Source organism: Streptomyces sp. 15-116A (assembly GCF_025290915.1).
GTDB lineage: Bacteria > Actinomycetota > Actinomycetes > Streptomycetales > Streptomycetaceae > Streptomyces.
The window spans coordinates 29,320-50,262 of the sequence record NZ_JAOCQE010000017.1 but is presented as its reverse complement, the minus strand read 5'-3'; the positions used below and the strand labels follow the sequence as shown (position 1 = coordinate 50,262).

The following is a 20,943-nucleotide window of genomic DNA, read 5'->3' as shown; positions in this document are numbered from 1 at the left end:
GGCGGCGGCCGGGCCCGCGGCGCCCATGGTGGTGACGACGGGGACGCGCGCGGTGTCCTCGGCGGCGGCATACCGTGCGATCCGCGGCGAGGCCGCGCGGCGCGCCGAAGCGCCCAGCTGCACGCGGAAGCTGGCGTGATTGACGATGATCTGCGCCGGATCGCTCGGCACCTTCACCATGCTCAGCGCGGGAGCGTCGTCGAGTCCCGACGAGCGGTCCCCCGTGGGTGTGCGGGGTGTTCTGGTGTCCACACTCATCTAACCGAGTGATGTGGCGTTAGGACACTGCCTCACCGCGCCGGAAGTGTCCGGGCCGCGTCAAGCCTGCCCGGACCACCCGGAATCCACCATGTGGGTGAGGTCGCCGAACGTGCGTACAGGCGCGCGGCCCGGTCCGGCTCAGCCGCGGCGGCGCGCCGCCTCGTACAGCACGATGCCCGCGGCCACACCGGCGTTGAGCGATTCCGCGCCACCCGGCATCGGGATCCGCACGCGGAAGTCGCAGGTCTCCCCGACCAGCCGGGACAGCCCCTTGCCCTCGCTGCCGACGACGATGACGACGGGCCCGTCCAGCGCCTCCAGCTCCCCGATCTCGTCCTCCCCGTCGGCGGCGAGACCGACGACGGCGATCCCGGCCTTCTTGTACGCCTCCAGAGCGCGCGTCAGGTTGGTGGCGCGGGCGACGGGCGTACGGGCCGCCGTACCGGCGGACGTCTTCCAGGCACCCGCGGTCATCCCGGCGGCGCGCCGCTCGGGCACGACCACGCCGTGGCCGCCGAAGGCGGAGACGGAGCGGACGACGGCGCCGAGGTTGCGCGGGTCGGTGACACCGTCGAGGGCGACGATCAGCGGGTCCTCGCCCTCGTCCTGGGCGTTCGCGACGAGGTCCTCGGGGTGCGCGTACTCGTACGGCGGGACCTGCAGGACCAGGCCCTGGTGGTTCAGGCCGTTGGTCATCCGGTCCAGCTCGGGGCGGGGCGCCTCCATGAGGTTGATGCCGCCGCGCTCGGCCGCGAGCTGGAGCGCCTCGCGGACCCGCTCGTCGCTGTCGATGAACTGCTGGACGTACAGCGTGGAGGCGGGCACGCCCCCGCGCAGCGCCTCGACGACGGGGTTGCGCCCGACGACGAGTTCGGAGGCGGAGCGGCCGCCGCCGCGCCGGCCCTGCGTACGGCCCTGGGCGCGGCGCGCCTTGGCCTGGGCGGCACGCTGCTTGGCGTGCCCCTTGCGCATCTCGGCGGGGGGCGTGGGCCCCTTGCCTTCCAGGCCCCGGCGCCGCTTGCCGCCACTGCCGACCTGCGCGCCCTTCTTGCCGGACATGCGGCGGTTGTTCGCGGCCATGAGGTTTCCGTCTTTCGTGGAGTGGTGTGTGTACGTGCGGGGTGGGTGGTGGTCAGCGCGGGCCGAGGCTCCAGCGCGGGCCCTGCGGGCTGTCCTCGATGACCAGGCCCGACTGGTTCAGCTGGTCGCGGATGGCGTCCGCGGTCGGCCAGTCCTTGCGAGCGCGGGCGGCCTCGCGCTGGTCGAGGACCATGCGGACGAGGGTGTCGACCACACCGTGGAGGTCTTCACCACGGTCGCCCTCGCCGGCCCAGTGCTGGTCGAGCGGGTCCAGGCCGAGCACGCCGAGCATGGCGCGGACCTCGGCGAGGCGGGCGACGGCCGCTTCCTTGTCGTCGGCGGCCAGCGCGCTGTTGCCCTGCCGGACGGTGGTGTGCACCACCGCGAGCGCCTGCGGGACACCCAGGTCGTCGTCCATCGCCTCGGCGAAGGCGGGCGGCACCTGGGCGGACGGCTCGACGACCCCCCCGGCCAGCTCGGTGACGCGCTGCACGAAGCCCTCGATCCGCGCGAACGCGGACTCGGCCTCGCGCAGGGCCTCCTCGCTGTACTCGATCATCGAGCGGTAGTGCGGGGTGCCGAGGTAGTAGCGCAGCACGATGGGGCGCCAGCGCTTGACCATCTCGGAGACGAGCACCGAGTTGCCGAGCGACTTCGCCATCTTCTCGCCGGCGATGGTGACCCAAGCGTTGTGCACCCAGTACTGGGCGAACTCGTCGCCGTAGGCCTTGGCCTGGGCGATCTCGTTCTCGTGGTGCGGGAAGATCAGGTCCAGGCCGCCGCCGTGGATGTCGAAGGCGCTGCCGAGGTACTTGTGCGCCATCGCCGAGCACTCCAGGTGCCAGCCGGGGCGGCCGCGGCCCCACGGGGTCTCCCAGCTGGGCTCGCCGGGCTTGGCGGCCTTCCACATGGCGAAGTCGCGGGGGTCGCGCTTGCCGGTCTCGCCCTCGCCGGAGGGCTGCAGGAGGTTGTCCAGCTCCTGGTTGGACAGCTGGAGGTACTCCGGGAAGGAGGTGACGGCGAAGTAGACGTTGCCGTCGGCCTCGTAGGCGTGGCCGCGCTCGATGAGGCCGCGCATCATCTCGACCATCTCGGTGATGTGGCCGGTGGCGCGCGGCTCGTACGTCGGGGGCAGGCAGCCGAGGGCGTGGTAGCCGTCGGTGAAGGCCCGCTCGTTCTCGTAGCCGATGGCCCACCAGGGGCGGTTCTGCTCGGCCGACTTGGCGATGATCTTGTCGTCGATGTCGGTGACGTTGCGGATGAACGTCACCTCGTAGCCGCGGTACTCGAACCAGCGGCGCATGATGTCGAAGTTCAGGCCCGAGCGGATGTGGCCGATGTGGGGTGCCGCCTGCACGGTGGCACCGCAGAGGTAGATCGAGACACAGCCCGGCTTGAGCGGGGTGAAGTCACGGATCTGCCGGGCGTGGGTGTCGTACAGGCGAATAGTCACGGCATCCAGGGTAGTGGGCTTGGGGGTGTGGGTGTGTCTTCGGTCGTTTGTCGGGTGCGGGCCGGTGGGGGCTGGTCGCGCCCACGCGGCGGAGCCGCATATCAGATGCAGCCCCGCGCCCCTTTAGGTAAGTCCGGTCACGTTGCTTTGATGATCAGGGCTGTTGCCACTGCCATGAGGCCCTCATCGCGTCCCGGGAAGCCCAGACCATCCGTGGTCGCGCCCGATACGGAGACCGGAGCCCCTGCCGCCTCCGACAAGACCTTCTGCGCCTCGTCCCTGCGCTTGCCGATCTTCGGGCGGGGCCCGACCACCTGTACCGCGATGTTGCCGATGCGGAAGCCCGCCTCGCGGACGATCCTCGCGGCCTCTGTCAGCAGGACCACGCCCGACGCGCCGGACCACTCGGGGCGGCCCGTGCCGAAGTGCTGCCCCAGGTCGCCGAGGCCCGCCGCGGAGAAGAGGGCGTTGCAGGCGGCGTGAGCGACGACGTCCGCGTCGGAGTGGCCGGCCAGGCCCGGCCCCTCGTTCTCCCACTTCAGGCCGGCGCACCACAGGTCGCGGCCCTCCTCGAAGGCGTGGATGTCGGTGCCGATGCCGACCTGGGGCAGCGGGTACGGCTCAGAAGCCATCGTTGAGCCTCCTGCGGGCGAGGACCGCCTCGGCGAGGACCAGGTCGAGGGGGCGGGTGACCTTGAAGGCCTCCTCGTGGCCGGGGACGGTGACGACGGTGAGGCCGAGCTGTTCGACCATGCTCGCGTCGTCGGTGACGTTGTCGGTGACCGTCTCGTGGGCGCGCACGAGGGTGGCGCGGTCGAAGCCCTGCGGTGTCTGCACGGCCCGCAGCCGGGAGCGGTCCGGGGTGGCGATCACGGGCTCGGGGTCGCCGGGGGTGGCGGCGGGCTCCACCTGCTTGACCGTGTCGGAGACGGGCAGTGCGGGGACGACGGCGACGGCTCCGTCGCGGACGGCCTCGATCACCGCGTCGACGGTGTCCACGGGGACGAGCGGCCGGGCCGCGTCGTGGACGAGGACGATGTCGTAGTCGGGCGGGAGCGCGTCGAGGCCGAGCCTGACCGATTCCTGGCGGGTGTCGCCGCCGGGGACGACGAGGAAGTCGGTGCGCTCGGGCAGGGCGTGGGCGTCGAGGAGGGTCTTGACCTCGGCGGCGCCGTCGGGCGGGGCCACGACGACGACCAGGGAGACGGCACGGGAGTCGGCCATGGCGCGGATCGCGTGGATCAGCATGGGCGTGCCGCCGAGGGCGCGCAGCGCCTTGGGGGCGCCGGGTCCGAGGCGCACGCCCCGGCCGGCGGCCGGGATCACGGCCGCGGTTCGGGCCGCCGGACGGCCGGTCTGGGGGCTCGGCGAGGGCGCGGGGAGCGGATCGGCAGACATCGGTTCCTGTCAGGTTTGTGTGCTCGGGCTACCTGGGTATGGCCTGGGCGTACCCTTCGCTCCGCAGCGGAGGGAGTGCCGGGCGTGACGATTTGACCAGCCCCTTCCGTGACTCTGGTCGAGCCGACCGCCCGGGGGCGGCACATCGGGGTCGGGGCGTGAAGACACCACATTCTCCGGGTACACACATGCCGCAGCGCCCGGCGACATTGTCTGTGTCATCGGGCACCGCGGCATGATGAGGCGCAGCGTGCGACAGCTGTGTGGAGCAGCGCGGCGCTGAGCGATCAGGCTCCGCCTCGGGTCAGGAGGCGAGAACCTCGTCGAGCAGGGCCTCGGCCTTGTCCTCGTTGGTGTTCTCCGCGAGAGCGAGCTCGCTGACCAGGATCTGACGCGCCTTGGCGAGCATGCGCTTCTCGCCGGCGGACAGTCCGCGCTCACGCTCGCGACGCCACAGGTCACGTACGACTTCCGCGACCTTGATGACATCGCCCGAGGCGAGCTTCTCCAGGTTTGCCTTGTAGCGACGCGACCAGTTCGTGGGCTCCTCGGCGTACGGCGCGCGCAGCACCTCGAAGACCCGGTCCAGCCCGTCCTGACCGACCACATCACGCACGCCGACGAACTCCGCATTGTCCGCTGGCACACGTACCGTCAGGTCACCCTGGGCGACCTTCAGCACCAAGTAGGTCTTGTCCACGCCTTTGATCTGGCGAGTTTCGATGGCCTCGATCAGCGCGGCCCCGTGATGGGGATAGACCACGGTGTCGCCAACCTTGAACGTCATGTGACAGGTACCCCTTCCGTGGCTATCCAGGGTAACACGGATACGCCGTCTTCTGAATGGCGTTTTCGCAGGTCAGGGCCATTCTCGGGGCTTGACAAGCGCAACATGAACGTGCTGCGCGGGCTGAGCGGAAGCAGGTATTCGCAGGTCGGAGCGGCTCTTCGGGGCGGGTGAAACGCGCACGTCACATGGATCCGGAGGGCCGCACGAGCGGACGAACGTCCACATATGTCCGGTTCCATGTGCTCGAGTTCCGGTACTCCGTTCGGTGACCCGAGCCGCGTTCCGGCCGATTCCGGAATTGATCACAAGGGGGATCACACACGAGATCACGGCACGCGTGGAGCAACCGCCGGCGATCCACCGTGTGATCAATTCCGGGACCCGAGTCCGTGCATTCCTTCGAGAATTGCGCGCACGCGATATGTGAATGCCGAAGGAGTGCGCGCGGGGCGCTCGGGTGGGGCTTGTCGGGGGAACGCCCGCGGCCCCGGGGAGGGTCGGGTGCGGGCGGGGAGGAACGGCTCGGTAACCTAAGGCCGCTGACAGACGCTTACCGACCCTCCAGGCGGCTTCACCGTCGCCACGCTCGAGTCAAGGAGTTGCCGCCGCCGTGAGCAGCAGCCTTCGACGCGGCGCCCTCGCCGCCGCCGCCATCGCCCTCTCGATCGCCTCGCTCTCCGCGTGCGCGGCCGGCAACAACGCACAGACGCTTCAGGTCCGGCCGGACAACGCGGCCACGACCGTCGGCAACATCAAGGTCCAGAACGCCACGGTCATCACGCCGGCCGAGCGCGAGTCGACCGGCCCGGCCGTCGTCTCCGCCACGCTGTTCAACGAGGGCGACTCGCCCGAGACGCTGGAGTCGATCACCGTCCCCGGCACCGGCAAGACCGCCGAGCTGTCCCCCGCCGAGGGCGGCAGCCTGACCATCCCGGCGGGCGGCCGGCTGATCCTGGGCGGCGAGGGCAACGCCTCCGCCGTCCTGCCCGCCAGCCGCGAGAGCGTCCAGGACGGCAACGCGCAGCGGGTCACCTTCACCTTCAGCAGGACCGGCGACGTGAGCCTGCGCGCGTTCGTCTTCCCGGCCGAGAACTTCTACGAGGAGTGGGGCCCGAGCCAGGAGCCGGCCGCGCCGGGCGCCTCGGCGAAGCCGTCGGCGGGAGCCTCCGGGGAGGCCTCGCAGACGCCGGACGCCGGGGAGTCCGCGGGTGCGGGCGAGAGTGCCGGTGCGGGGGAGTCCGGCGCCCCGTCGGGCACCCCGTCCGACGCCGCCTCCGCGAGCGAGCAGGCCGCCGGTCACTGACCGGCCGTTATCGCGAGAAGGGCGGGCCCCCTCCACAGGGGTCCCGCCCTTCTTGCTGTGGGCACTGCCGGCTTACGGCTCGAACTTGTACCCGAGCCCCCGGACCGTCACCAGGTACCGCGGCGCGCCCGGGTCCGGTTCGATCTTCGCGCGCAGGCGCTTGACGTGGACGTCGAGGGTCTTGGTGTCGCCCACGTAGTCGGCGCCCCAGACGCGGTCGATGAGCTGCATCCGGGTCAGGACGCGGCCGGCGTTGCGCAGCAGCATCTCCAGCAGGTCGAACTCCTTCAGCGGCAGGTCGACCTTGGTGCCGCCGACGGTCACCACATGCCGGTCGACGTCCATGCGGACGGGGCCGGCCTCCAGTGCGGCGGGGGTGACCTCCTCGGGCTCGCCGCGGCGGCGCAGCACGGCACGGATACGGGCGACCAGTTCGCGGGAGGAGAAGGGCTTGGTGACGTAGTCGTCGGCCCCTATCTCCAGGCCGACCACCTTGTCGATCTCGCTGTCCTTGGCGGTCACCATGATCACGGGGACGTTGGAGCGGCCGCGCAGCTGGCGGCACACCTCGGTGCCCGGCAGCCCGGGCAGCATCAGGTCGAGGAGGACGAGGTCGGCGCCGTTGCGCTCGAACTCGTCGAGTCCGTCGGGCCCGGTGGTCGCGACGGCGACCTCGAAGCCCTCCTTGCGGAGCATGTACGACAGGGCGTCGGAGAAGGACTCCTCGTCCTCGACGACGAGCACTCGGGTCACGGAAGGACCTCCGGGGAGGGAAGCGGTTCGTACGCGGATGTATCGGATGGTGGGACGGCGTGGGGGGAAGCGGAGGAAGCGGGATGCGACCGGCCGGCCTCGCCGTCGAAGCCGTCGGAGGTGTCCCGGCCGGACTGCTGGTGGGTGGCGCGGTCACGGACCGCACCGGCCTCAGGCAGCCGCAGGGTGAACGTCGAGCCCTGGCCCTCGGCGCTCCACACCGTGACCTCGCCGCCGTGCGAGGCGGCCACGTGCTTCACGATCGCGAGGCCGAGTCCCGTACCGCCGGTGGCGCGGGAGCGGGCCGGGTCGACACGGTAGAAGCGCTCGAAGATGCGCTCCTTGTCCTTGTCGGAGATGCCGATGCCCTGGTCGGTCACCGCTATCTCGATCAGGTCCCCGCCGGGCTGGGCGACCCTGCGGGCCGCTATGCCGACGCGGGTGCGGGCGGGTGAGTAGTTGACGGCGTTCTCGACGAGGTTGCCGAGCGCGGCGGCGAGCTGGCCGCGGTGTCCCCACACGGCCAGGTCGTCGGTGCCCCCGGAGACCATCGTGATCTGTTTGGTGCCGGCCGCGTGGCGGCAGCGGTCGATGGCCTCGGCGACCAGTTCGTCCACCCGGACGGGCTCGGCGTCCTCGAGGGGATCGTCGTTCTGCACCCGGGAGAGGTCGATGAGCTCCTGCACCAGGTTGGTGAGCCGGGTGGCCTCGATCTGCATGCGGCCGGCGAAGCGCTGCACGGCCTCGGGGTCGTCGGCGGCGTCCATGACCGCCTCGGACAGCAGGGACAGGGCGCCGACGGGGGTCTTGAGCTCATGGCTGACGTTGGCGACGAAGTCGCGCCGGACCGCCTCGATGCGGCGGGCCTCGGTCAGGTCCTCGACCAGCAGCAGCACGAGGCGGGAGCCGAGCGGGGCCACGCGGGCGGAGACGGCGAGGGCCTCGCCGCGCCCGGTGCCGCGCCGGGGCAGGTCCAGCTCGACCTGGCGTATCTCGCCGTCGCGCCGGGTGTCGCGGGCCATCCGCAGCATGGGCTCCACGGCGAGCTTGCCGCCGCGGACCAGCCCGAGGGCGTACGCGGCGGAGCTGGCCTTCACCACACCGTCGCCCTCGTCGAGGACGACGGCGGAGGAGCGCAGTACGGACAGGACGGTGTCCACGCCCGGTGGGAGCACCGGGTCGGTGTGCAGGGAGCTGCGGGTGGGGCGCTTCTGCTCGCGCTCGCTGAAACGGACCGCGAGCATGGCGATGACGCCGGTGAGCACTCCGGCGATCGCTGCCGCTGCGGCGACCGCCGCGTTCACGTCCATGCCTCCAGGTTAGGCACGGCTCAGGCGGTGGCCACAGCCGCCGGGGGCCGTGCTCGAACACTCGTCGCCCAGAGTTCACCTTGGAGCCAGGGATGGTTCATTTGGGGTGACGGAAACGGACGCGTACGGGACGGACCGTGGGAGCGTGGGGGAGAGCCCCGGCCCCAGGGCCCAGGGCCCGTCTGAATGATTGCGTACGAGAGGAAGCCTGATGCGGGACGCGTACCACGAGGAACTGGATTCGATCGGCGACGGTCTGGTGGAGATGGCCAGGCTGGTCGGGTCGGCGATCGGGCGCGCCACGACCGCCATCCTCGACTCGGATCTGAAGCTGGCCGAGAGCGTGATCGAGGCCGACCAGAGGGTCGACGAGCTCCAGCACGACCTGGAGGCGCGGGCGATAGCCCTGCTGGCCCGGCAGCAGCCGGTGGCGACCGACCTGCGGATCGTGGTCACCTCGCTGCGAATGTCAGCCGACCTGGAGCGCTCCGGCGACCTCGCCCAGCACGTGGCGAAGCTCGCCCGGCTGCGCTACCCGTCGCACGCGGTCCCGCGCGACCTGCACGCGACGATCCTGGAGATGGGCCAGCTCGCGCAGCGGCTGATGGCCAAGGCGGCGGAGGTGATCATCACCAAGGACGTCGACCTGGCGCTCCAGCTGGAGCAGGACGACGACGCGATGGACCTGCTGCACCGCACGCTGTTCCAGCACCTGATGGACGACCGCTGGAAGCACGGCATCGAGACGGCCGTCGACGTGACCCTGCTGGGCCGCTACTACGAGCGTTTCGCCGACCACGCGGTGTCGGTCGCGAAGCGAGTGGTGTACCTGGTGACGGGTGAGCACGCGGACGAGATCCAGGCGGAGATGCAGCAGGAGATCCAGGCGTAGAGGGCTCTGCGGGCGGGCGTGCGGTGGCTGGGGCGGGGCGTGCGTGAGCCTCAGTGCGCCGTTGATGCGCCCGGCGGGGCGGGCGTCCAATGGAGGCACCGGCCTCGAGGAGGGACCCATGTCCGAATCCCCCAGCACCACGCCCGACCCCACGCAGGAGCGCGAGACCGAGCAGCCCGCCGAGATCAGGAACCTCACCCTGATCGCCGCCTGCGGCTGCGGCTCGGGCTGCGGGTGCGGGTGCCAGTCGGGCAACCCCTGCCAGTGCGGCTGACGCGGCAGGGCTCTCACCACGAACCCGAAGGACCCCGGCGATGTGATCGCCGGGGTCCTTCGGCATGCCGTGGGCACCGTACGGGACGAAGATGGAAGGAGCGGATGCCACAGCGGGGACGAGAAGGAGGCGCGAGCCATGACGCAGTTCATGGATGTCCACCACGGCGCTCAGGGCATCACGGAGGACCAGCTCAGGGAGGCGATGAAGGCCGAGGCCGAGCTGGAGGAGGAAATGGGCGTCCGGTTCCAGCACGTCTGGGCCGACCCGGAGTCCGGCACGGTGTACTGCCTCACCGACGGGCCGTCCGCCGATGCGGTTCAGCGCGTTCACGAGCGCACCAGCGGCCGGCTGCCCGACGAGATCCACCCGGTGCCGTTGTCGCTGTGAGCGGATCCCCGGGCTCGTTCAGGTCGCGGTGACCTCGGGTCGTACCGTCTGCTCCTTGGCGGCGCCTGCCGCCGGTTCCTCGGCGGGCAGGCGGCGCATCAGCAGGGCGTACCCGAGGCCGGCCACCGTGCCGATGACGGCGCAGGCCGCCCACAGCCACTCGGCGCCCAGGCGGTCGATGACGAAGCCCGACATCAGCGGGGCGACGAGGGCGGCGACCGACCAGGACATGGTGTACATGCCCTGGTAGCGGCCGCGTCCGTGCACCGGGGAGAGCCGTACGACGAGTCCGGTCTGGGTCGGCGCGTTGACGATCTCGGCGAGGGTCCACACGCACACGGTGAGGGCGAAGACGCCGACGGATCCGGCGAAGGCGGTGAGGCCGAAGCCGTACCCGGCGAGGACGGAGGAGATGACCAGCAGCCGCCCGGGGTCGCGGTGCTGGATGAACCGGGTCACCGGGATCTGCAGCGCGACGATCAGCACACCGTTGACGGCGACGGCCATTCCGTAGTCGGCCGGGGTGAACCCGGCCTCACCCATTGCGACCGGCAGCCCGACCGAGGCCTGCTGGAAGATCAGCGCGATGAGGAAGGACAGGCCGACGACGCTCATGAACCGCCCGTCGCGCAGCACGGTGACCAGCGAGACGGAGCTCTCCTTCGCCGCGGCCTCGGCGCTGCGCTCGGGCCGGGACTCGGGCAGCTTCACGAAGACGACGATCGCGCAGACCATCGTCATCGCGGCCTCGATGAGGAACCCGGCGAGGTAGCTGTACTCGGCGATGAAACCGGCGGCCATGGAGGAGACGGCGAAGCCGAGGTTGATGGCCCAGTAGTTGAGGGAGAAGGCGCGGATACGGTCCTCGGGCCGCACGATGTCCGCCATCATCGCCTGCACGGCGGGCCGGGAGGCGTTGGAGGCCATCCCGACGAGGAAGGCGACGGCGGCGATGGCGACGGGGTGGTGCACGAAGCCGAGCGCCGCCACGGACACGGCGGTGGACGCCTGCGCGACGAGCAGCGTGGGCCGCCGCCCGAGCCGGTCGGTCATCACACCGGCGCCGAGGGAGGAGATGACCCCGCCGAGCCCGTGCAGTGCGGCGACGAGACCGGCGTAGGTGGCGGAGTAGCCGCGGTCCAGGGTGAGGTACAGCGCCATGAAGGTGGCGACGAAGGCACCGAGGCGGTTGACGAGGGTGCTGGTCCACAGCCACCAGAACGCCGGGGGCAGCCCGGAGACGGTCTCGCGGACGGCGCGTCTCGCACGGACGACGGCAGACATGGGACCCCCCGGGATGTAAGCGGCTGGAACGGCAGGCACAACTTACGAAGTGAGGGCACGGAGGGACCACTCAATTAACAGATCCCATCAAGCGTCCGCCCACCGGGCGGGCCGCGCGGCGGGCACCGGCCGTCGATTACGCTCGGCCCCATGGCCGACGCACCGTACAAGCTGATCCTCCTCCGCCACGGCGAGAGCGAGTGGAACGAGAAGAACCTGTTCACCGGCTGGGTGGACGTCAACCTCACCGCGAAGGGCGAGAAGGAGGCGACGCGCGGCGGCGAGCTGCTCAAGGACGCCGGCCTGCTTCCTGACGTGGTCCACACGTCCCTCCAGAAGCGCGCGATCCGCACCGCGCAGCTCGCCCTGGAGTCCGCCGACCGCCTCTGGATCCCGGTCCACCGCAGCTGGCGTCTGAACGAGCGCCACTACGGTGCCCTGCAGGGCAAGGACAAGGCGCAGACGCTCGCGGAGTTCGGCGAGGAGCAGTTCATGCTGTGGCGCCGCTCCTACGACACCCCGCCGCCGCCGCTGCCCCGTGACGCCGAGTACTCCCAGTTCTCCGACCCGCGCTACGCGACGCTCCCGCCGGAGCTGCGCCCGCAGACGGAGTGCCTGAAGGACGTCGTCGTCCGGATGCTCCCCTACTGGTTCGACGCCATCGTCCCCGACCTGCTCACCGGCCGCACGGTCCTGATCGCCGCCCACGGCAACAGCCTGCGCGCCCTGGTCAAGCACCTGGACGGCATCTCGGACGAGGACATCGCGGGCCTGAACATTCCGACGGGCATCCCGCTGTCCTACGAACTGGACGCGGACTTCAAGCCGGTCAACCCCGGCGGCACGTACCTCGACCCGGAGGCGGCGGCAGCGGCGATCGAGGCCGTGAAGAACCAGGGCAAGAAGAAGTAAGTCCTACCGAACAGGCCCCCTGCCTGCGCTTTCTCCGCCGGTAGGGGGCTTTTCGCTGCCTCCGTACCGCCTTCGGACCGTCAGAGCGATGAAACCGCGCCCTCCCCGAGCGCCAGCACCCAAGTCTGAATGGTATCGCTGGAGATAGTATCGGTGCCGATACCATCACCGGTGGGAGGTTGTCCGTGCGGCGCTTCATCGGGCGGAAGCGGGAGCTGCGGTTTCTCGGCCATGCCTTGCAGACGGTTCGGGACGCCCTGGGGTCGGCGAAGCCGGGGCAGTGCATCCTCATGCGTGGGCGCAGGCGGGTCGGTAAGTCCAGTCTTGTCGAGGAGTTTCTTCGGCGCGCCGAGGTGCCGTATCTGTTCTTCACCGCCGCGGGTGGCTCGGCGGAGGACGAGCTGGCGGAGCTGCTCGATGCCGTCGCCAGGTCCACCCTCCCTGAGCGGGAGCTGTTCTCCGAGGAGAGCCCGGCGCAGTGGAACGCGGCGTTCCGGCTGCTCGCGGAGATCCTTCCCGACGACCGCCCGAGCGTCGTCGTCATCGATGAGGTGCCCTACCTCATGAACCGCATCGACGCCTTCGAGGGCATGCTCCAGCGGGCGTGGGACCGCCTGCTCAGCCGCAAACCGGTGCTGCTTCTCCTGGTCGGCTCCGACCTGTCGATGATGGAGGCGCTGAACAGCTACGACCGCCCCTTCCACCAGCGGGGCCGCGAGATGGTCGTGGGGCCGCTGGACCCGGCGGACATCGGCGAGCTGCTCGGGCTCGAGCCGGCGGCAGCCTTCGACGCCGCCCTGATCACCGGCGGCCTGCCTCTGATCTGCGCGGAGTGGCGGCCCGGAGCGGACCTCTGGGAGTTCCTCCGCGACTCGCTCGACAACCCGATCTCGGCACTGCTGGTCTCCGCCGAGCGGTCGCTGGCCGCGGAGTTCCCGCCGCAGGCGATGAGCAGGGAGGTCCTGCGCGCCATCGGAAGCGGGGAGAGAACCTTCACCAACATCGCGCGCGCCGCGGGCGGCATCTCCCACACCACTCTCACCCGAGCCACCGACGTCCTGACCGGGAAAAGGGTCGTGGCCGCCGAACTGCCCCTCTCGCTGAGGCCGTCGAAGGAGCGCCGCTACCGCGTGGCCGACCCGTACCTCCGTTTCTGGCTCGCGTTCCTCGATCCGCACATGGCGGAGATCGAGCGGATGCGGGGAGATCTCACGCTGGCCCGGATCAAGGAGCAGTGGACGAGCTGGCGGGGGCGCGCGATCGAACCCCTCGTCCGGGAATCCCTCGCCCGCCTCCTGCCGGACGGGCTTCTGCCCGCCGCCCCGGCGATCGGCGGGTACTGGACCCGCAGCAACGATGTCGAGATCGACCTGGTGGGCGCCGACCGGCAGCCGGTCGCCAAGGAACTGCACTTCCTCGGCTCGATCAAGTGGCTGGAGAACTCCGCCTTCGACAGCCACGACCTGGCCGCACTGCAGAAACACCGGGCCGCGATCACGGACGAGCCGGTACCGCTGGTGGCGGTGTCCCGCAGCGGGGTCGACTGTTCCGGTCTCCAGGCGGTGTACGGCCCGGAGGAACTGCTGGGCGCCTGGCGCAGCGGGTAACCGTGAGCGCGGGACGAGGCGGCACTGTGGTGGTCCGCAGGCAGGCGTGCGGGAAACCGTAAGGAGCCGGGGGGTGAACCTCATACCCGGCTTGAGCTGGCGTTTCTGAGGTGGTGGGCAGTCGGGGTGGTCGCCCCGGGGAGCTGGAGGCGTGAGGCAGGCGCGGATCGGGTGGGCGGACGCGGGGCCGCGTGTGCGGTCACGCGGCTAGCATCGCCCGTCGTGGACTGGGTAGAGCGCGCGGCGGAGTTGAGGCAGTGGAGCCGCAGTGGGGTGCGGGCTCCGCACAAGCCGCTGCTGCTGTTGTACGCGCTGGGGCGGTTCCAGCGGGACGGCGACAGCCCATTGGCGTACAGCGCGGTCGAGGGGGATCTGAAGCGGCTGCTGGACGAGTACGGGCCGAACCGGCCCACCACGCCCGCCTATCCGTTTCACCACCTGGTCAGTGACGGGGTGTGGGAGGTGCGCAGCGATCGCGGTTCCGGCAGTCCCGGTACCGGGGTGCGCGAGTTGCGGGCGACCCGGGCTGCCGGGCGGCTCGCGCCCGATCTGCGGGCGGCGTTGCGGAGGGAGCCCGCGCTGCTCGGGCGGATGGCGCGTGCGGTGCTCGACGCGAACTTCCCGCCCTCGCTCCACCCCGACCTGTGCGAAGCCGTGGGGCTGGTGCTGGAACCGTCGGAGGTCGAGCAACTCCCGGGCGCGCGCAGGCAGCAGCGGGACGGTCGGATGCGGGAGCTGGTGCTCACCGCGTACGAGTACCGGTGCGCCTTCTGCGGCTACGACGGGCGGCTCGGGGCGGTGCCGGTCGGGCTGGAGGCGGCGCATGTGCGCTGGTGGGCCTTCGGCGGGCCGGACGAGATCGACAACGGGCTGTGCCTGTGCTCACTGCACCACAAGCTGTTCGACAAGGGCGTCCTCGGCATCGGTGAGGGGCACCGCATCGTCGTCTCACAGCGCTTCGTCGGGCACAGTGACGCCGCCCGGGCCCATGTCGTCTCGCTCTCCGGGCGGCCGGTCATCGGGCCCCAGCCGGGCGTCGAGCCCGTGGCCGCGGCGCACCGCGAGTGGCATGCCGTCCAGGTCTTCCACGGGGATCCCCGGCCAGCCGGTACCGGCCCGGCGTCAGCCTGCCTGTAGGCGCAGCAGCCACTCCCCCATCGCCCTGAAGTCCGCCTCCGTCACGCCCCGCGCCGGGTCCACCCGCAGCAGCAGGGTCGGGGCCGGGTGGGCCGCGGTTGTCCATGTGCGGTCCATGTCGCTGATCTCGTCGTCCAGCCAGATGAAGGGGCGGTGGCCCGCCCGCTCCGACAGCGCGCGGGTCTTCCAGTGGACACCTCGGGGCACGGGGGTCGGCTCCTCCGGGAAGTCCACCACCGGGAGCGGTGGCAGGCCGAGCAGTGGGGCGAGCGTGGTGTTCGCCTCGTCGGACCAGGTCGTCGCCCAGACCAGGTCGCAGTCCAGGGCGAGGAGACGAGGGCCGAGGGCCGGGTCGAGGCGGCGCAGGAGGGGGTTGTCCCCGCCGTACACACCGGGTGCCGCGCCGTACGTACCGGGTCCCCCGCCGTACGCACCAGGTCCCGCGCCGTCCGCACGACGTCCCCGCGTCGGCTCGCCGAACGGCAGGAGCGGGCCGTCCACGTCCAGGAAGAGCAGCGGGCGGGGCATGGCCTCAGGGTCTCACGGGTGCATGCGGGTGCCCTTCAGGATCTTGTCGACCGCGTTCCTCGGGCCGTAGACCGCCAGGCCCACCAGGTCGAGGCCCGCCGTCCCCACCGCACGTACCGCCGCGCGGTTGTCCGTGTCGTTGCCCGTCGTGAAAAGGTCGCCGGTGAAGAGCGCGACGGGGAGGGCGCGGGCGAGGGCCTTCGCGTGGGCGGTCGTCAGGTTCTCCTTCGTGCCCTCGAAGACCAGCACCGGCTGGCGGAACATCGGCAGGTAGGGGACGCCGTCCGCGTCCTCGTACGGTTCTCCGATCACCTCGGGCAGCCGGGTGCCGAAGCCGCTGACCAGGAACGCGGTGACGTTCAGGCGCTGCCAGGTCTCCAGGTCGTCGCGCAGCAGGACGGCGATCTTCGTGTCGAAGCGTGTGCTCATGGCGGCGAGACTGCCGGTCCGGTCACCCGTGCGTCTTGTACGTTCTTTGCATGGCCCCGAAGCGCCCGCAGCCGGCCACCGACCAGCAGGTCTCCGCCTGGCGGCCCGGTGTCCCCGGTGTCGTCGAGGTGTTCCACGCCCGCTTCACCGCGTACGCCTATCCGATGCACGTCCACGACGCCTGGACGCTCCTCATCGTCGACGACGGTGCCGTGCGCTACGACCTCGACCGGCACGAGCACGGCACCCCGCACGACACCGTGACCCTGCTGCCGCCGCACGTCCCCCACAACGGCTCCCCCGCCACCGCCGGCGGCTTCCGCAAACGCGTGCTGTACCTGGACGCCACCCACCTGGAGGACCGGCTCATCGGCGCCGCCGTCGACCAGCCCGATCTGCGCGACCCGCTGCTGCGGCGGCGGGTGGGCCAGGTGCATGCCGCGCTGCTGCGGCCCGGGGACGAGCTGGAGGCCGAGAGCCGGCTGACGCTCGTCGGGCAGCGGCTGCGTGCGCATCTGCGGTCCCGCGACGCCGTGCACCCGCCCCGCCCCGATCCCGTGCTCGCCCGGCAGCTACGGGAGTTGCTCGACGAGCACGTCGTGGAGGGGCTAACCCTCAAGGACGCCGCCGCCCTGCTCGGCGCCCATCCCGCCCATCTCGTACGGGCGTTCAGCGGCGCCTACGGCATCGCCCCGCACCAGTACCTGATGTCCCGCCGGGTCGGCCGCGCCCGCCGGCTGCTGCTGGCGGGCGGCTCCCCCAGCCAGGTCGCCCTCGATACGGGCTTCTACGACCAGGCCCATCTCACCCGCCACTTCCGCAAGTTGGTCGGGGTCACTCCGGGGCGCTATCGCTCGACCGGCGTGTGAGGTGCGCGAACGCCTCCAGGTTCCGCGTCGACTCCCCGCGTGAGACCCGCCACTCGTACTCCTTGCGGATCGCGGAGGCGAAGCCCAGTTCCAGCAGGGTGTTGAAGGCGCCGTCCGCGGCCTGAAGGACCTGGCCGAGGAGCCGGTCGATCTCCTCGGCGGTGACGGCGGCCAGCGGCAGCTTGGCGGTGACGTAGACGTCGCCCATCTGGTCCACCGCGTAACTCACGCCGTACAGCTTGAGGTTGCGTTCCAGGAGCCAGCGGTGGACGCCGGACTCGTTCTCGTCGGGGTGGCGGATGACGAAGGCGTTCAGCGACAGCGAGTGGCGGCCGGCGATGAGGGAGACCGTCGTCGACAGCTTGCGGGTGCCGGGGAGTTTGACGACGTAGTTGCCGGGTGCCGGGCTCTCCCACTCGAGGTCGGCGTCCTTGAGGGCCGCCTCGATCACCTGTGCCGCGTGCTTAGCGTCAGCCATGGTGCGAGCGTACGTGACGGCGGTGGGCCTGGGTCGCGGCCGTGTAGACGTCGGCGGTGGCGGCGGCGGCCGTGTCCCAGCCGAAGGACTGCGCGTGCCGGGCGGCGGCGGCGCCCATACGGGACGACAGCTCCGCGTTGTCGGCGAACTCGCGCAGCACGCGCGCGTAGGCGGCGGGATCGTGGCCCTGCACCAGGAAACCGGTGTGCCCGTCCCGCACGGCCACCGGCAGGCCGCCGACGGCCGCCGCGAGCACCGGCGTTCCGGCCGCCTGCGCCTCTATGGCGACCAGGCCGAAGGACTCGCTGTAGGACGGCATGACGAGGACGGAGGCGGCGCGGAACCAGTCCGCGAGCTGTTCCTGCCCGACGGGCGGGTGGAAGTGCACGACGTCGGCGATGCCGAGGCGCGCGGCGAGCTTCTGCAGCCCCTCCGGCTTGGCGAGGCCGCTGCCGCTGGGGCCGCCGACGACGGGAACGCAGAGCCGTGAGCGCAGTTCGGGGCGCTCGGCGAGCAGCTCGGCGACCGCGCGGAGCAGCACGTCGGGTGCCTTGAGGGGCTGGATGCGGCCGGCGAAGAGCGGGATCAGCGCGTCCTGCGGGAGGCCGAGGCGGGCGCGGGCGGCGGCGCGGCCGTCGGCGGGGCGGAAGCGGCCGAGGTTCACGCCGGGGTGGACGACGGCGACCTTGGCGGGGTCGGCGGCGTAGTGCCGTACGAGTTCGTCGGCCTCCTCGGCGGTGTTGGCGATCAGCCGGTCGGCGGCGGCGACGATCTGGGTCTCGCCGATGACGCGGGCGGCGGGCTCGGGGGTGTCGCCGTCCGCGAGGTTGGCGTTCTTGACCTTGGCCATGGTGTGCATGGCGTGCACGAGCGGCACGCCCCAGCGCTGGGCGGCGAGCCAGCCGACGTGGCCGGAGAGCCAGTAATGGGAGTGGACCAGGTCGTAGTGGCCGGGGCGGTGGCCCGCCCAGGCCTGCATCACGCCGTGCGTGAAGGCGCACAGCTGGGCCGGGAGGTCCTCCTTGGCGAGGCCCTCGTAGGGGCCGGCGTCGACGTGCCGGACGAGGACGCCGGGGGCGAGTTCGACGGTGGGAGGGAGGGCCGCGGCGGTCGCGCGGGTGAAGATCTCGACCTCGATGTTGATCGCGGCGAGGCGCTGCGCGAGCTCCACGATGTAGACGTTCATGCCGCCGGCGTCGCCGGTGCCCGGCTGGTGCAGCGGGGAGGTGTGCACGGAGAGCATCGCCACGCGGCGTGGCTTGCGGTGCAGCCGCAGCCGGTGGTGGGCGGACGGGGAGCGCCGACCGAGCCTCGCGATGTACTGGCTCACGGGGCGTTCCTCCTCGCTGCGGGCAGGCAGGGCTGCGGAGGCGGTGCGGATCCTCCGGTGGGTCAACAGCGGAAGGGTCCGTTCCCATTTCCGTGCAGCAGCCACGGACCGCTTCTTTGCCGAATCATTACCGGGCATCGCTCAACCGTTCGAGGCCGGGGTGCGTAGCACCGGGGTACGGGCGCTCAGCCCACTCCGCGTACCCGCATACCCTCGTACGTATGACAGCCCGCGCCCCCTCCCGCTCGCGGGGTCCCGTGGGAACGGTGACGCGCGGGACCACCAACCCCAACCGGCTGCGCCGCATGGACCGCTGGATCGCCGCCACGCACGGCGCCGAACTGCGCCGCGCCGCCGACCCCGTCGCCGTCGATCTCGGCTACGGCGCGGCCCCCTGGACGGCCGTCGAACTGCTGCACCGGCTGCGCGGAGCGACGCCACGCGCGCGCGTGGTGGGCGTCGAGATCGAACCGGCCCGGGTCGCCGCGGCACGCCCGTACGAGCGCGAGGGCCTGCACTTCCGGCACGGCGGCTTCGAGATCCCGGTACCCGGCCGGCCGCTCCTCGTCCGCGCGGCGAACGTGCTGCGCCAGTACGACGAGGCCGAGGTCACCGGCGTCTGGCAGCGGCTGTGCGCCCGGCTGGCGCCCGCCGACCCGGCGACGGGGTCGCGCGGCGGGCTGCTGGTCGAGGGGACCTGCGACGAGATCGGGCGCCGGCACGTGTGGGTCGCCCTCGGTCCGGAGGGGCCCCGCACGGTCACCTTCGCGACCCGGCTCGGCTCCCTCGACCGCCCCTCCGACCTCGCGGAACGGCTGCCGAAGGCACTGATCCACCGCAACGTCCCGGGCGAGCCGGTGCACGCCTTCCTGCGCGACTTCGACCGCGCCTGGGCCGCCGCCGCGCCCTACGCCTCCTACGGCGCCCGCCAGCGCTGGATCCGCGCGGTGCGCGACCTCACGGCCGACTGGCCGGTGACGGACCGGCCGGTGCGGTGGCGGCAGGGGGAAGTGACCGTGCGCTGGGAGGCGTTGGCGCCGCGCGCCTGAGGCCCCCCTCCCGCGCGCCCGAGGCCCTCCCGCGGACGTCCCTCCTGCGGGGGATCGACGGGAACGATCTCCGTGAGTCGTTCGTCACATCGGCGGGGCGATCGTCGTGCCGGGTGTGCAGCGGGAGGAGTCGCGGGCAGTACTCCCTCTGTACGCCGCGCGCATCCGCATGGCAGCATCCCCCGGACGACTGGATGTTACTGACGGTAAATCAGTTTGGGGGACTGGCTCATGAGGACGGGCAAGGGCGGTCTGCTCACCGCGGCGGTGACCGTGGTCTGCGCGGTCACCGTACTGGCGGCACCGGGAACGGCGTTCGCGGACCCGGCCCCCACACCGTCCCCGAGCGCGAGCACACCCGCGAGTACCCCTGCCACCAACGCCGAACTCGAAGCCGTACGCAAGAAACTCGACGGCCTCTACCGCGCCGCGGCCGTCGCCACCGAGGAGTACAACGCCGCCGAGGAGAAGGCGAAGAAGCAGTCCGCCGAGATCGTGCGGCTGGCCAAGAGGATCGTCAAGGGCAAGGAGAAGCTGGAGGAGTTGAAGGATCGCGCGGGCGCCGCGGCCGCCGCCCAGTACCGCGGCGGCGGACTGCCGCCCGAGGCGCATCTGATGCTCAGCGACGATCCGCAGGAATTCCTCGACGGCACCGACCGGGTGCGCCAGGGCCAGCACGCCACGAAGGGACTGCTCGCCGAAATGACGCGCACCCAGGAGGACTTGGAGCAGTACGCCAAGGACGCCGAGGCGCAGTGGCGCAAGCTGGAGGCGGGCCGCAAGGCCAAGGCCAAGGCGCAGAAGAAGATCGAGAAGCAGATCGCGGCGGCCGAGAAGCTCGAGGCCACGCTGGAGAAGGAGGAGCGCGAACGCCTGGCCCGGCTGGAGGAGCAAGCCGCCGAGCAGGCGCAGAGCGCCTGGCTGAACTCCGGCGTCCTCGACGACATCAAGGGCGAGGCCACCGCCCAGGGCCGGAAGGCCATCGCCTACGCCACCGCCCAGATCGGCAAGCCGTACCAGTGGGGCGCCGAGGGGCCGAAGGCGTACGACTGTTCCGGGCTCACCTCACAGGCCTGGCTGTCGGCGGGGACGGGCATCCCGCGCACCTCGCAGGAGCAGTGGAAGCGGCTGAAGCGCGTGGACATCCGGGACATGCGGCCCGGCGACCTCATCATCTACTTCGACGACGCCAGCCATGTCGGCATGTACGTGGGGGACGGGGCCGTCGTGCACGCCCCGCGGCCGGGGCGGACGGTGACCATCGCGGGCGCGGGCTCGATGCCGATGCTCGGAGTGGTCCGGCCGGACGCCGGCTGACCCCTCCGTCGCGCTCAACACCCGGGTGACATGGGCCACGTGACGCACGGCACGACGATCACGTTCCCAAACCCGGCGGTGACGTGACGTTCGTCATCC

General features: G+C 71.5%; 22 protein-coding genes and 1 pseudogene. 10 read left to right on the top strand and 13 right to left on the bottom strand.

Going from position 1 to position 20,943, the window contains the following annotated elements:
* The 6 genes and pseudogenes from N4P33_RS05900 to N4P33_RS05875 form a co-directional block, all read right to left on the bottom strand.
* Nucleotides 1-258: pseudogene (locus N4P33_RS05900) on the bottom strand (hypothetical protein); the annotation flags it as partial.
* 141 nt (nucleotides 259-399) lie between these two features.
* The gene (gene rlmB / locus N4P33_RS05895) at nucleotides 400-1,341 is read right to left on the bottom strand and encodes a 23S rRNA (guanosine(2251)-2'-O)-methyltransferase RlmB (protein WP_260825198.1); all 942 of its coding nucleotides are present in this window, start codon (nucleotides 1,339-1,341) and stop codon (nucleotides 400-402) included.
* 52 nt (nucleotides 1,342-1,393) lie between these two features.
* The gene (gene cysS / locus N4P33_RS05890; RefSeq protein ID WP_260825197.1) at nucleotides 1,394-2,794 is read right to left on the bottom strand and encodes a cysteine--tRNA ligase; all 1,401 of its coding nucleotides are present in this window, start codon (nucleotides 2,792-2,794) and stop codon (nucleotides 1,394-1,396) included.
* 137 nt (nucleotides 2,795-2,931) lie between these two features.
* Nucleotides 2,932-3,426 (bottom strand): 2-C-methyl-D-erythritol 2,4-cyclodiphosphate synthase, encoded by a 495-nt coding sequence (gene ispF, locus N4P33_RS05885; protein WP_260825196.1) that lies wholly within the window; start codon nucleotides 3,424-3,426, stop codon nucleotides 2,932-2,934.
* Nucleotides 3,416-4,192 carry a 2-C-methyl-D-erythritol 4-phosphate cytidylyltransferase gene (gene ispD / locus N4P33_RS05880; protein ID WP_260825195.1) on the bottom strand — a complete coding sequence of 259 codons (777 nt, stop codon included), beginning with the start codon at nucleotides 4,190-4,192 and terminating at the stop codon, nucleotides 3,416-3,418. The genes ispF and ispD overlap by 11 nt, the downstream gene beginning before the upstream one ends.
* Nucleotides 4,193-4,496: 304 nt before the next feature.
* On the bottom strand, nucleotides 4,497-4,979 hold the full coding sequence (locus N4P33_RS05875; RefSeq protein WP_003953493.1) for a CarD family transcriptional regulator: 483 nt from the start codon (nucleotides 4,977-4,979) through the stop codon (nucleotides 4,497-4,499).
* 613 nt (nucleotides 4,980-5,592) lie between these two features.
* On the opposite strand from N4P33_RS05875, the gene N4P33_RS05870 reads away from it, so the two are divergent.
* Nucleotides 5,593-6,285, top strand: coding sequence for a copper chaperone PCu(A)C (locus N4P33_RS05870; RefSeq protein ID WP_260825194.1), 693 nt, complete (start codon nucleotides 5,593-5,595; stop codon nucleotides 6,283-6,285).
* Between the two features lie 72 nt (nucleotides 6,286-6,357).
* Here the strand turns inward: N4P33_RS05870 and N4P33_RS05865 are convergent, their stop codons facing one another.
* Together N4P33_RS05865 and N4P33_RS05860 are read right to left on the bottom strand one after the other, a co-directional pair.
* Entirely contained in the window at nucleotides 6,358-7,038 is a 681-nt protein-coding gene (locus tag N4P33_RS05865) for a response regulator transcription factor (protein WP_004929857.1), read from the bottom strand.
* The gene (locus N4P33_RS05860) at nucleotides 7,035-8,348 is read right to left on the bottom strand and encodes a cell wall metabolism sensor histidine kinase WalK (protein WP_260825193.1); all 1,314 of its coding nucleotides are present in this window, start codon (nucleotides 8,346-8,348) and stop codon (nucleotides 7,035-7,037) included. The genes N4P33_RS05865 and N4P33_RS05860 overlap by 4 nt, the downstream gene beginning before the upstream one ends.
* Before the next feature lie 211 nt (nucleotides 8,349-8,559).
* Between N4P33_RS05860 and phoU the strand changes: the two genes are divergently transcribed.
* The 3 genes from phoU (at nucleotide 8,560) to N4P33_RS05845 (ending at nucleotide 9,904) form a co-directional block, all read left to right on the top strand.
* Nucleotides 8,560-9,240 carry a phosphate signaling complex protein PhoU gene (gene phoU, locus N4P33_RS05855; protein WP_260825191.1) on the top strand — a complete coding sequence of 227 codons (681 nt, stop codon included), beginning with the start codon at nucleotides 8,560-8,562 and terminating at the stop codon, nucleotides 9,238-9,240.
* 118 nt (nucleotides 9,241-9,358) lie between these two features.
* Entirely contained in the window at nucleotides 9,359-9,514 is a 156-nt protein-coding gene (locus N4P33_RS05850; protein WP_260825190.1) for a hypothetical protein, read from the top strand.
* Nucleotides 9,515-9,652: 138 nt separating this feature from the next.
* Nucleotides 9,653-9,904 (top strand): SCO4226 family nickel-binding protein, encoded by a 252-nt coding sequence (locus N4P33_RS05845; RefSeq protein ID WP_260825189.1) that lies wholly within the window; start codon nucleotides 9,653-9,655, stop codon nucleotides 9,902-9,904.
* Between the two features lie 18 nt (nucleotides 9,905-9,922).
* Here the strand turns inward: N4P33_RS05845 and N4P33_RS05840 are convergent, their stop codons facing one another.
* Nucleotides 9,923-11,188 (bottom strand): MFS transporter, encoded by a 1,266-nt coding sequence (locus N4P33_RS05840; RefSeq protein WP_260825187.1) that lies wholly within the window; start codon nucleotides 11,186-11,188, stop codon nucleotides 9,923-9,925.
* Nucleotides 11,189-11,338: 150 nt separating this feature from the next.
* On the opposite strand from N4P33_RS05840, the gene N4P33_RS05835 reads away from it, so the two are divergent.
* The 3 genes from N4P33_RS05835 (at nucleotide 11,339) to N4P33_RS05825 (ending at nucleotide 14,844) form a co-directional block, all read left to right on the top strand.
* On the top strand, nucleotides 11,339-12,100 hold the full coding sequence (locus N4P33_RS05835; protein WP_260825186.1) for a phosphoglyceromutase: 762 nt from the start codon (nucleotides 11,339-11,341) through the stop codon (nucleotides 12,098-12,100).
* A gap of 185 nt (nucleotides 12,101-12,285) precedes the next feature.
* Nucleotides 12,286-13,707: a DUF234 domain-containing protein gene (locus N4P33_RS05830; RefSeq protein ID WP_260825185.1), complete on the top strand. Its 1,422-nt coding sequence runs from the start codon at nucleotides 12,286-12,288 to the stop codon at nucleotides 13,705-13,707.
* Between the two features lie 222 nt (nucleotides 13,708-13,929).
* Nucleotides 13,930-14,844, top strand: a complete 915-nt coding sequence (locus tag N4P33_RS05825; protein ID WP_260825184.1) for a phosphorothioated DNA-binding restriction endonuclease — start codon at nucleotides 13,930-13,932, stop codon at nucleotides 14,842-14,844.
* Here the strand turns inward: N4P33_RS05825 and N4P33_RS05820 are convergent.
* Together N4P33_RS05820 and N4P33_RS05815 are read right to left on the bottom strand one after the other, a co-directional pair.
* Nucleotides 14,830-15,372 carry an HAD domain-containing protein gene (locus tag N4P33_RS05820; protein WP_260825183.1) on the bottom strand — a complete coding sequence of 181 codons (543 nt, stop codon included), beginning with the start codon at nucleotides 15,370-15,372 and terminating at the stop codon, nucleotides 14,830-14,832. The genes N4P33_RS05825 and N4P33_RS05820 overlap by 15 nt on opposite strands.
* Nucleotides 15,373-15,384: 12 nt before the next feature.
* Entirely contained in the window at nucleotides 15,385-15,801 is a 417-nt protein-coding gene (locus N4P33_RS05815; RefSeq protein WP_260825181.1) for a DUF2000 domain-containing protein, read from the bottom strand.
* A 50-nt stretch (nucleotides 15,802-15,851) separates the two neighbouring features.
* Here N4P33_RS05815 and N4P33_RS05810 point away from each other — a divergent pair, with 50 nt between their 5' ends.
* A complete protein-coding gene (locus N4P33_RS05810; RefSeq protein WP_260825180.1) occupies nucleotides 15,852-16,670 on the top strand; it encodes an AraC family transcriptional regulator in 819 nt (272 codons plus the stop codon).
* Here the strand turns inward: N4P33_RS05810 and N4P33_RS05805 are convergent.
* Together N4P33_RS05805 and mshA are read right to left on the bottom strand one after the other, a co-directional pair.
* Nucleotides 16,636-17,148 (bottom strand): YbjN domain-containing protein, encoded by a 513-nt coding sequence (locus N4P33_RS05805; protein WP_260825179.1) that lies wholly within the window; start codon nucleotides 17,146-17,148, stop codon nucleotides 16,636-16,638. The two genes, N4P33_RS05810 and N4P33_RS05805, sit on opposite strands and share 35 nt — an antisense overlap.
* Nucleotides 17,141-18,478 (bottom strand): D-inositol-3-phosphate glycosyltransferase, encoded by a 1,338-nt coding sequence (gene mshA, locus N4P33_RS05800; protein WP_260825178.1) that lies wholly within the window; start codon nucleotides 18,476-18,478, stop codon nucleotides 17,141-17,143. The genes N4P33_RS05805 and mshA overlap by 8 nt, the downstream gene beginning before the upstream one ends.
* A gap of 257 nt (nucleotides 18,479-18,735) precedes the next feature.
* Here mshA and N4P33_RS05795 point away from each other — a divergent pair, with 257 nt between their 5' ends.
* Both N4P33_RS05795 and N4P33_RS05790 read left to right on the top strand, forming a co-directional pair.
* Complete coding sequence (locus tag N4P33_RS05795) at nucleotides 18,736-19,527, top strand: class I SAM-dependent methyltransferase (protein WP_260825201.1); 792 nt, start codon at nucleotides 18,736-18,738, stop codon at nucleotides 19,525-19,527.
* Between the two features lie 231 nt (nucleotides 19,528-19,758).
* Nucleotides 19,759-20,844, top strand: a complete 1,086-nt coding sequence (locus N4P33_RS05790; protein WP_260825177.1) for a C40 family peptidase — start codon at nucleotides 19,759-19,761, stop codon at nucleotides 20,842-20,844.
* The last annotated feature ends 99 nt before the right edge of the window (nucleotides 20,845-20,943 follow it).

Coding starts and splice junctions, on each gene's coding strand:
- N4P33_RS05810 (WP_260825180.1), top strand. CDS start 15,852: ATGGCCCCGAAGCGCCCGCAGCCGGCCACCGACCAGCAGGTCTCCGCC.
- N4P33_RS05875 (WP_003953493.1), bottom strand. CDS start 4,979: ATGACGTTCAAGGTTGGCGACACCGTGGTCTATCCCCATCACGGGGCC.
- N4P33_RS05860 (WP_260825193.1), bottom strand. CDS start 8,348: ATGGACGTGAACGCGGCGGTCGCCGCAGCGGCAGCGATCGCCGGAGTG.
- N4P33_RS05820 (WP_260825183.1), bottom strand. CDS start 15,372: ATGCCCCGCCCGCTGCTCTTCCTGGACGTGGACGGCCCGCTCCTGCCG.
- N4P33_RS05805 (WP_260825179.1), bottom strand. CDS start 17,148: ATGGCTGACGCTAAGCACGCGGCACAGGTGATCGAGGCGGCCCTCAAG.
- N4P33_RS05835 (WP_260825186.1), top strand. CDS start 11,339: ATGGCCGACGCACCGTACAAGCTGATCCTCCTCCGCCACGGCGAGAGC.
- rlmB (WP_260825198.1), bottom strand. CDS start 1,341: ATGGCCGCGAACAACCGCCGCATGTCCGGCAAGAAGGGCGCGCAGGTC.
- ispF (WP_260825196.1), bottom strand. CDS start 3,426: ATGGCTTCTGAGCCGTACCCGCTGCCCCAGGTCGGCATCGGCACCGAC.
- N4P33_RS05815 (WP_260825181.1), bottom strand. CDS start 15,801: ATGAGCACACGCTTCGACACGAAGATCGCCGTCCTGCTGCGCGACGAC.
- phoU (WP_260825191.1), top strand. CDS start 8,560: ATGCGGGACGCGTACCACGAGGAACTGGATTCGATCGGCGACGGTCTG.
- N4P33_RS05850 (WP_260825190.1), top strand. CDS start 9,359: ATGTCCGAATCCCCCAGCACCACGCCCGACCCCACGCAGGAGCGCGAG.
- N4P33_RS05790 (WP_260825177.1), top strand. CDS start 19,759: ATGAGGACGGGCAAGGGCGGTCTGCTCACCGCGGCGGTGACCGTGGTC.
- ispD (WP_260825195.1), bottom strand. CDS start 4,192: ATGTCTGCCGATCCGCTCCCCGCGCCCTCGCCGAGCCCCCAGACCGGC.
- N4P33_RS05840 (WP_260825187.1), bottom strand. CDS start 11,188: ATGTCTGCCGTCGTCCGTGCGAGACGCGCCGTCCGCGAGACCGTCTCC.
- N4P33_RS05845 (WP_260825189.1), top strand. CDS start 9,653: ATGACGCAGTTCATGGATGTCCACCACGGCGCTCAGGGCATCACGGAG.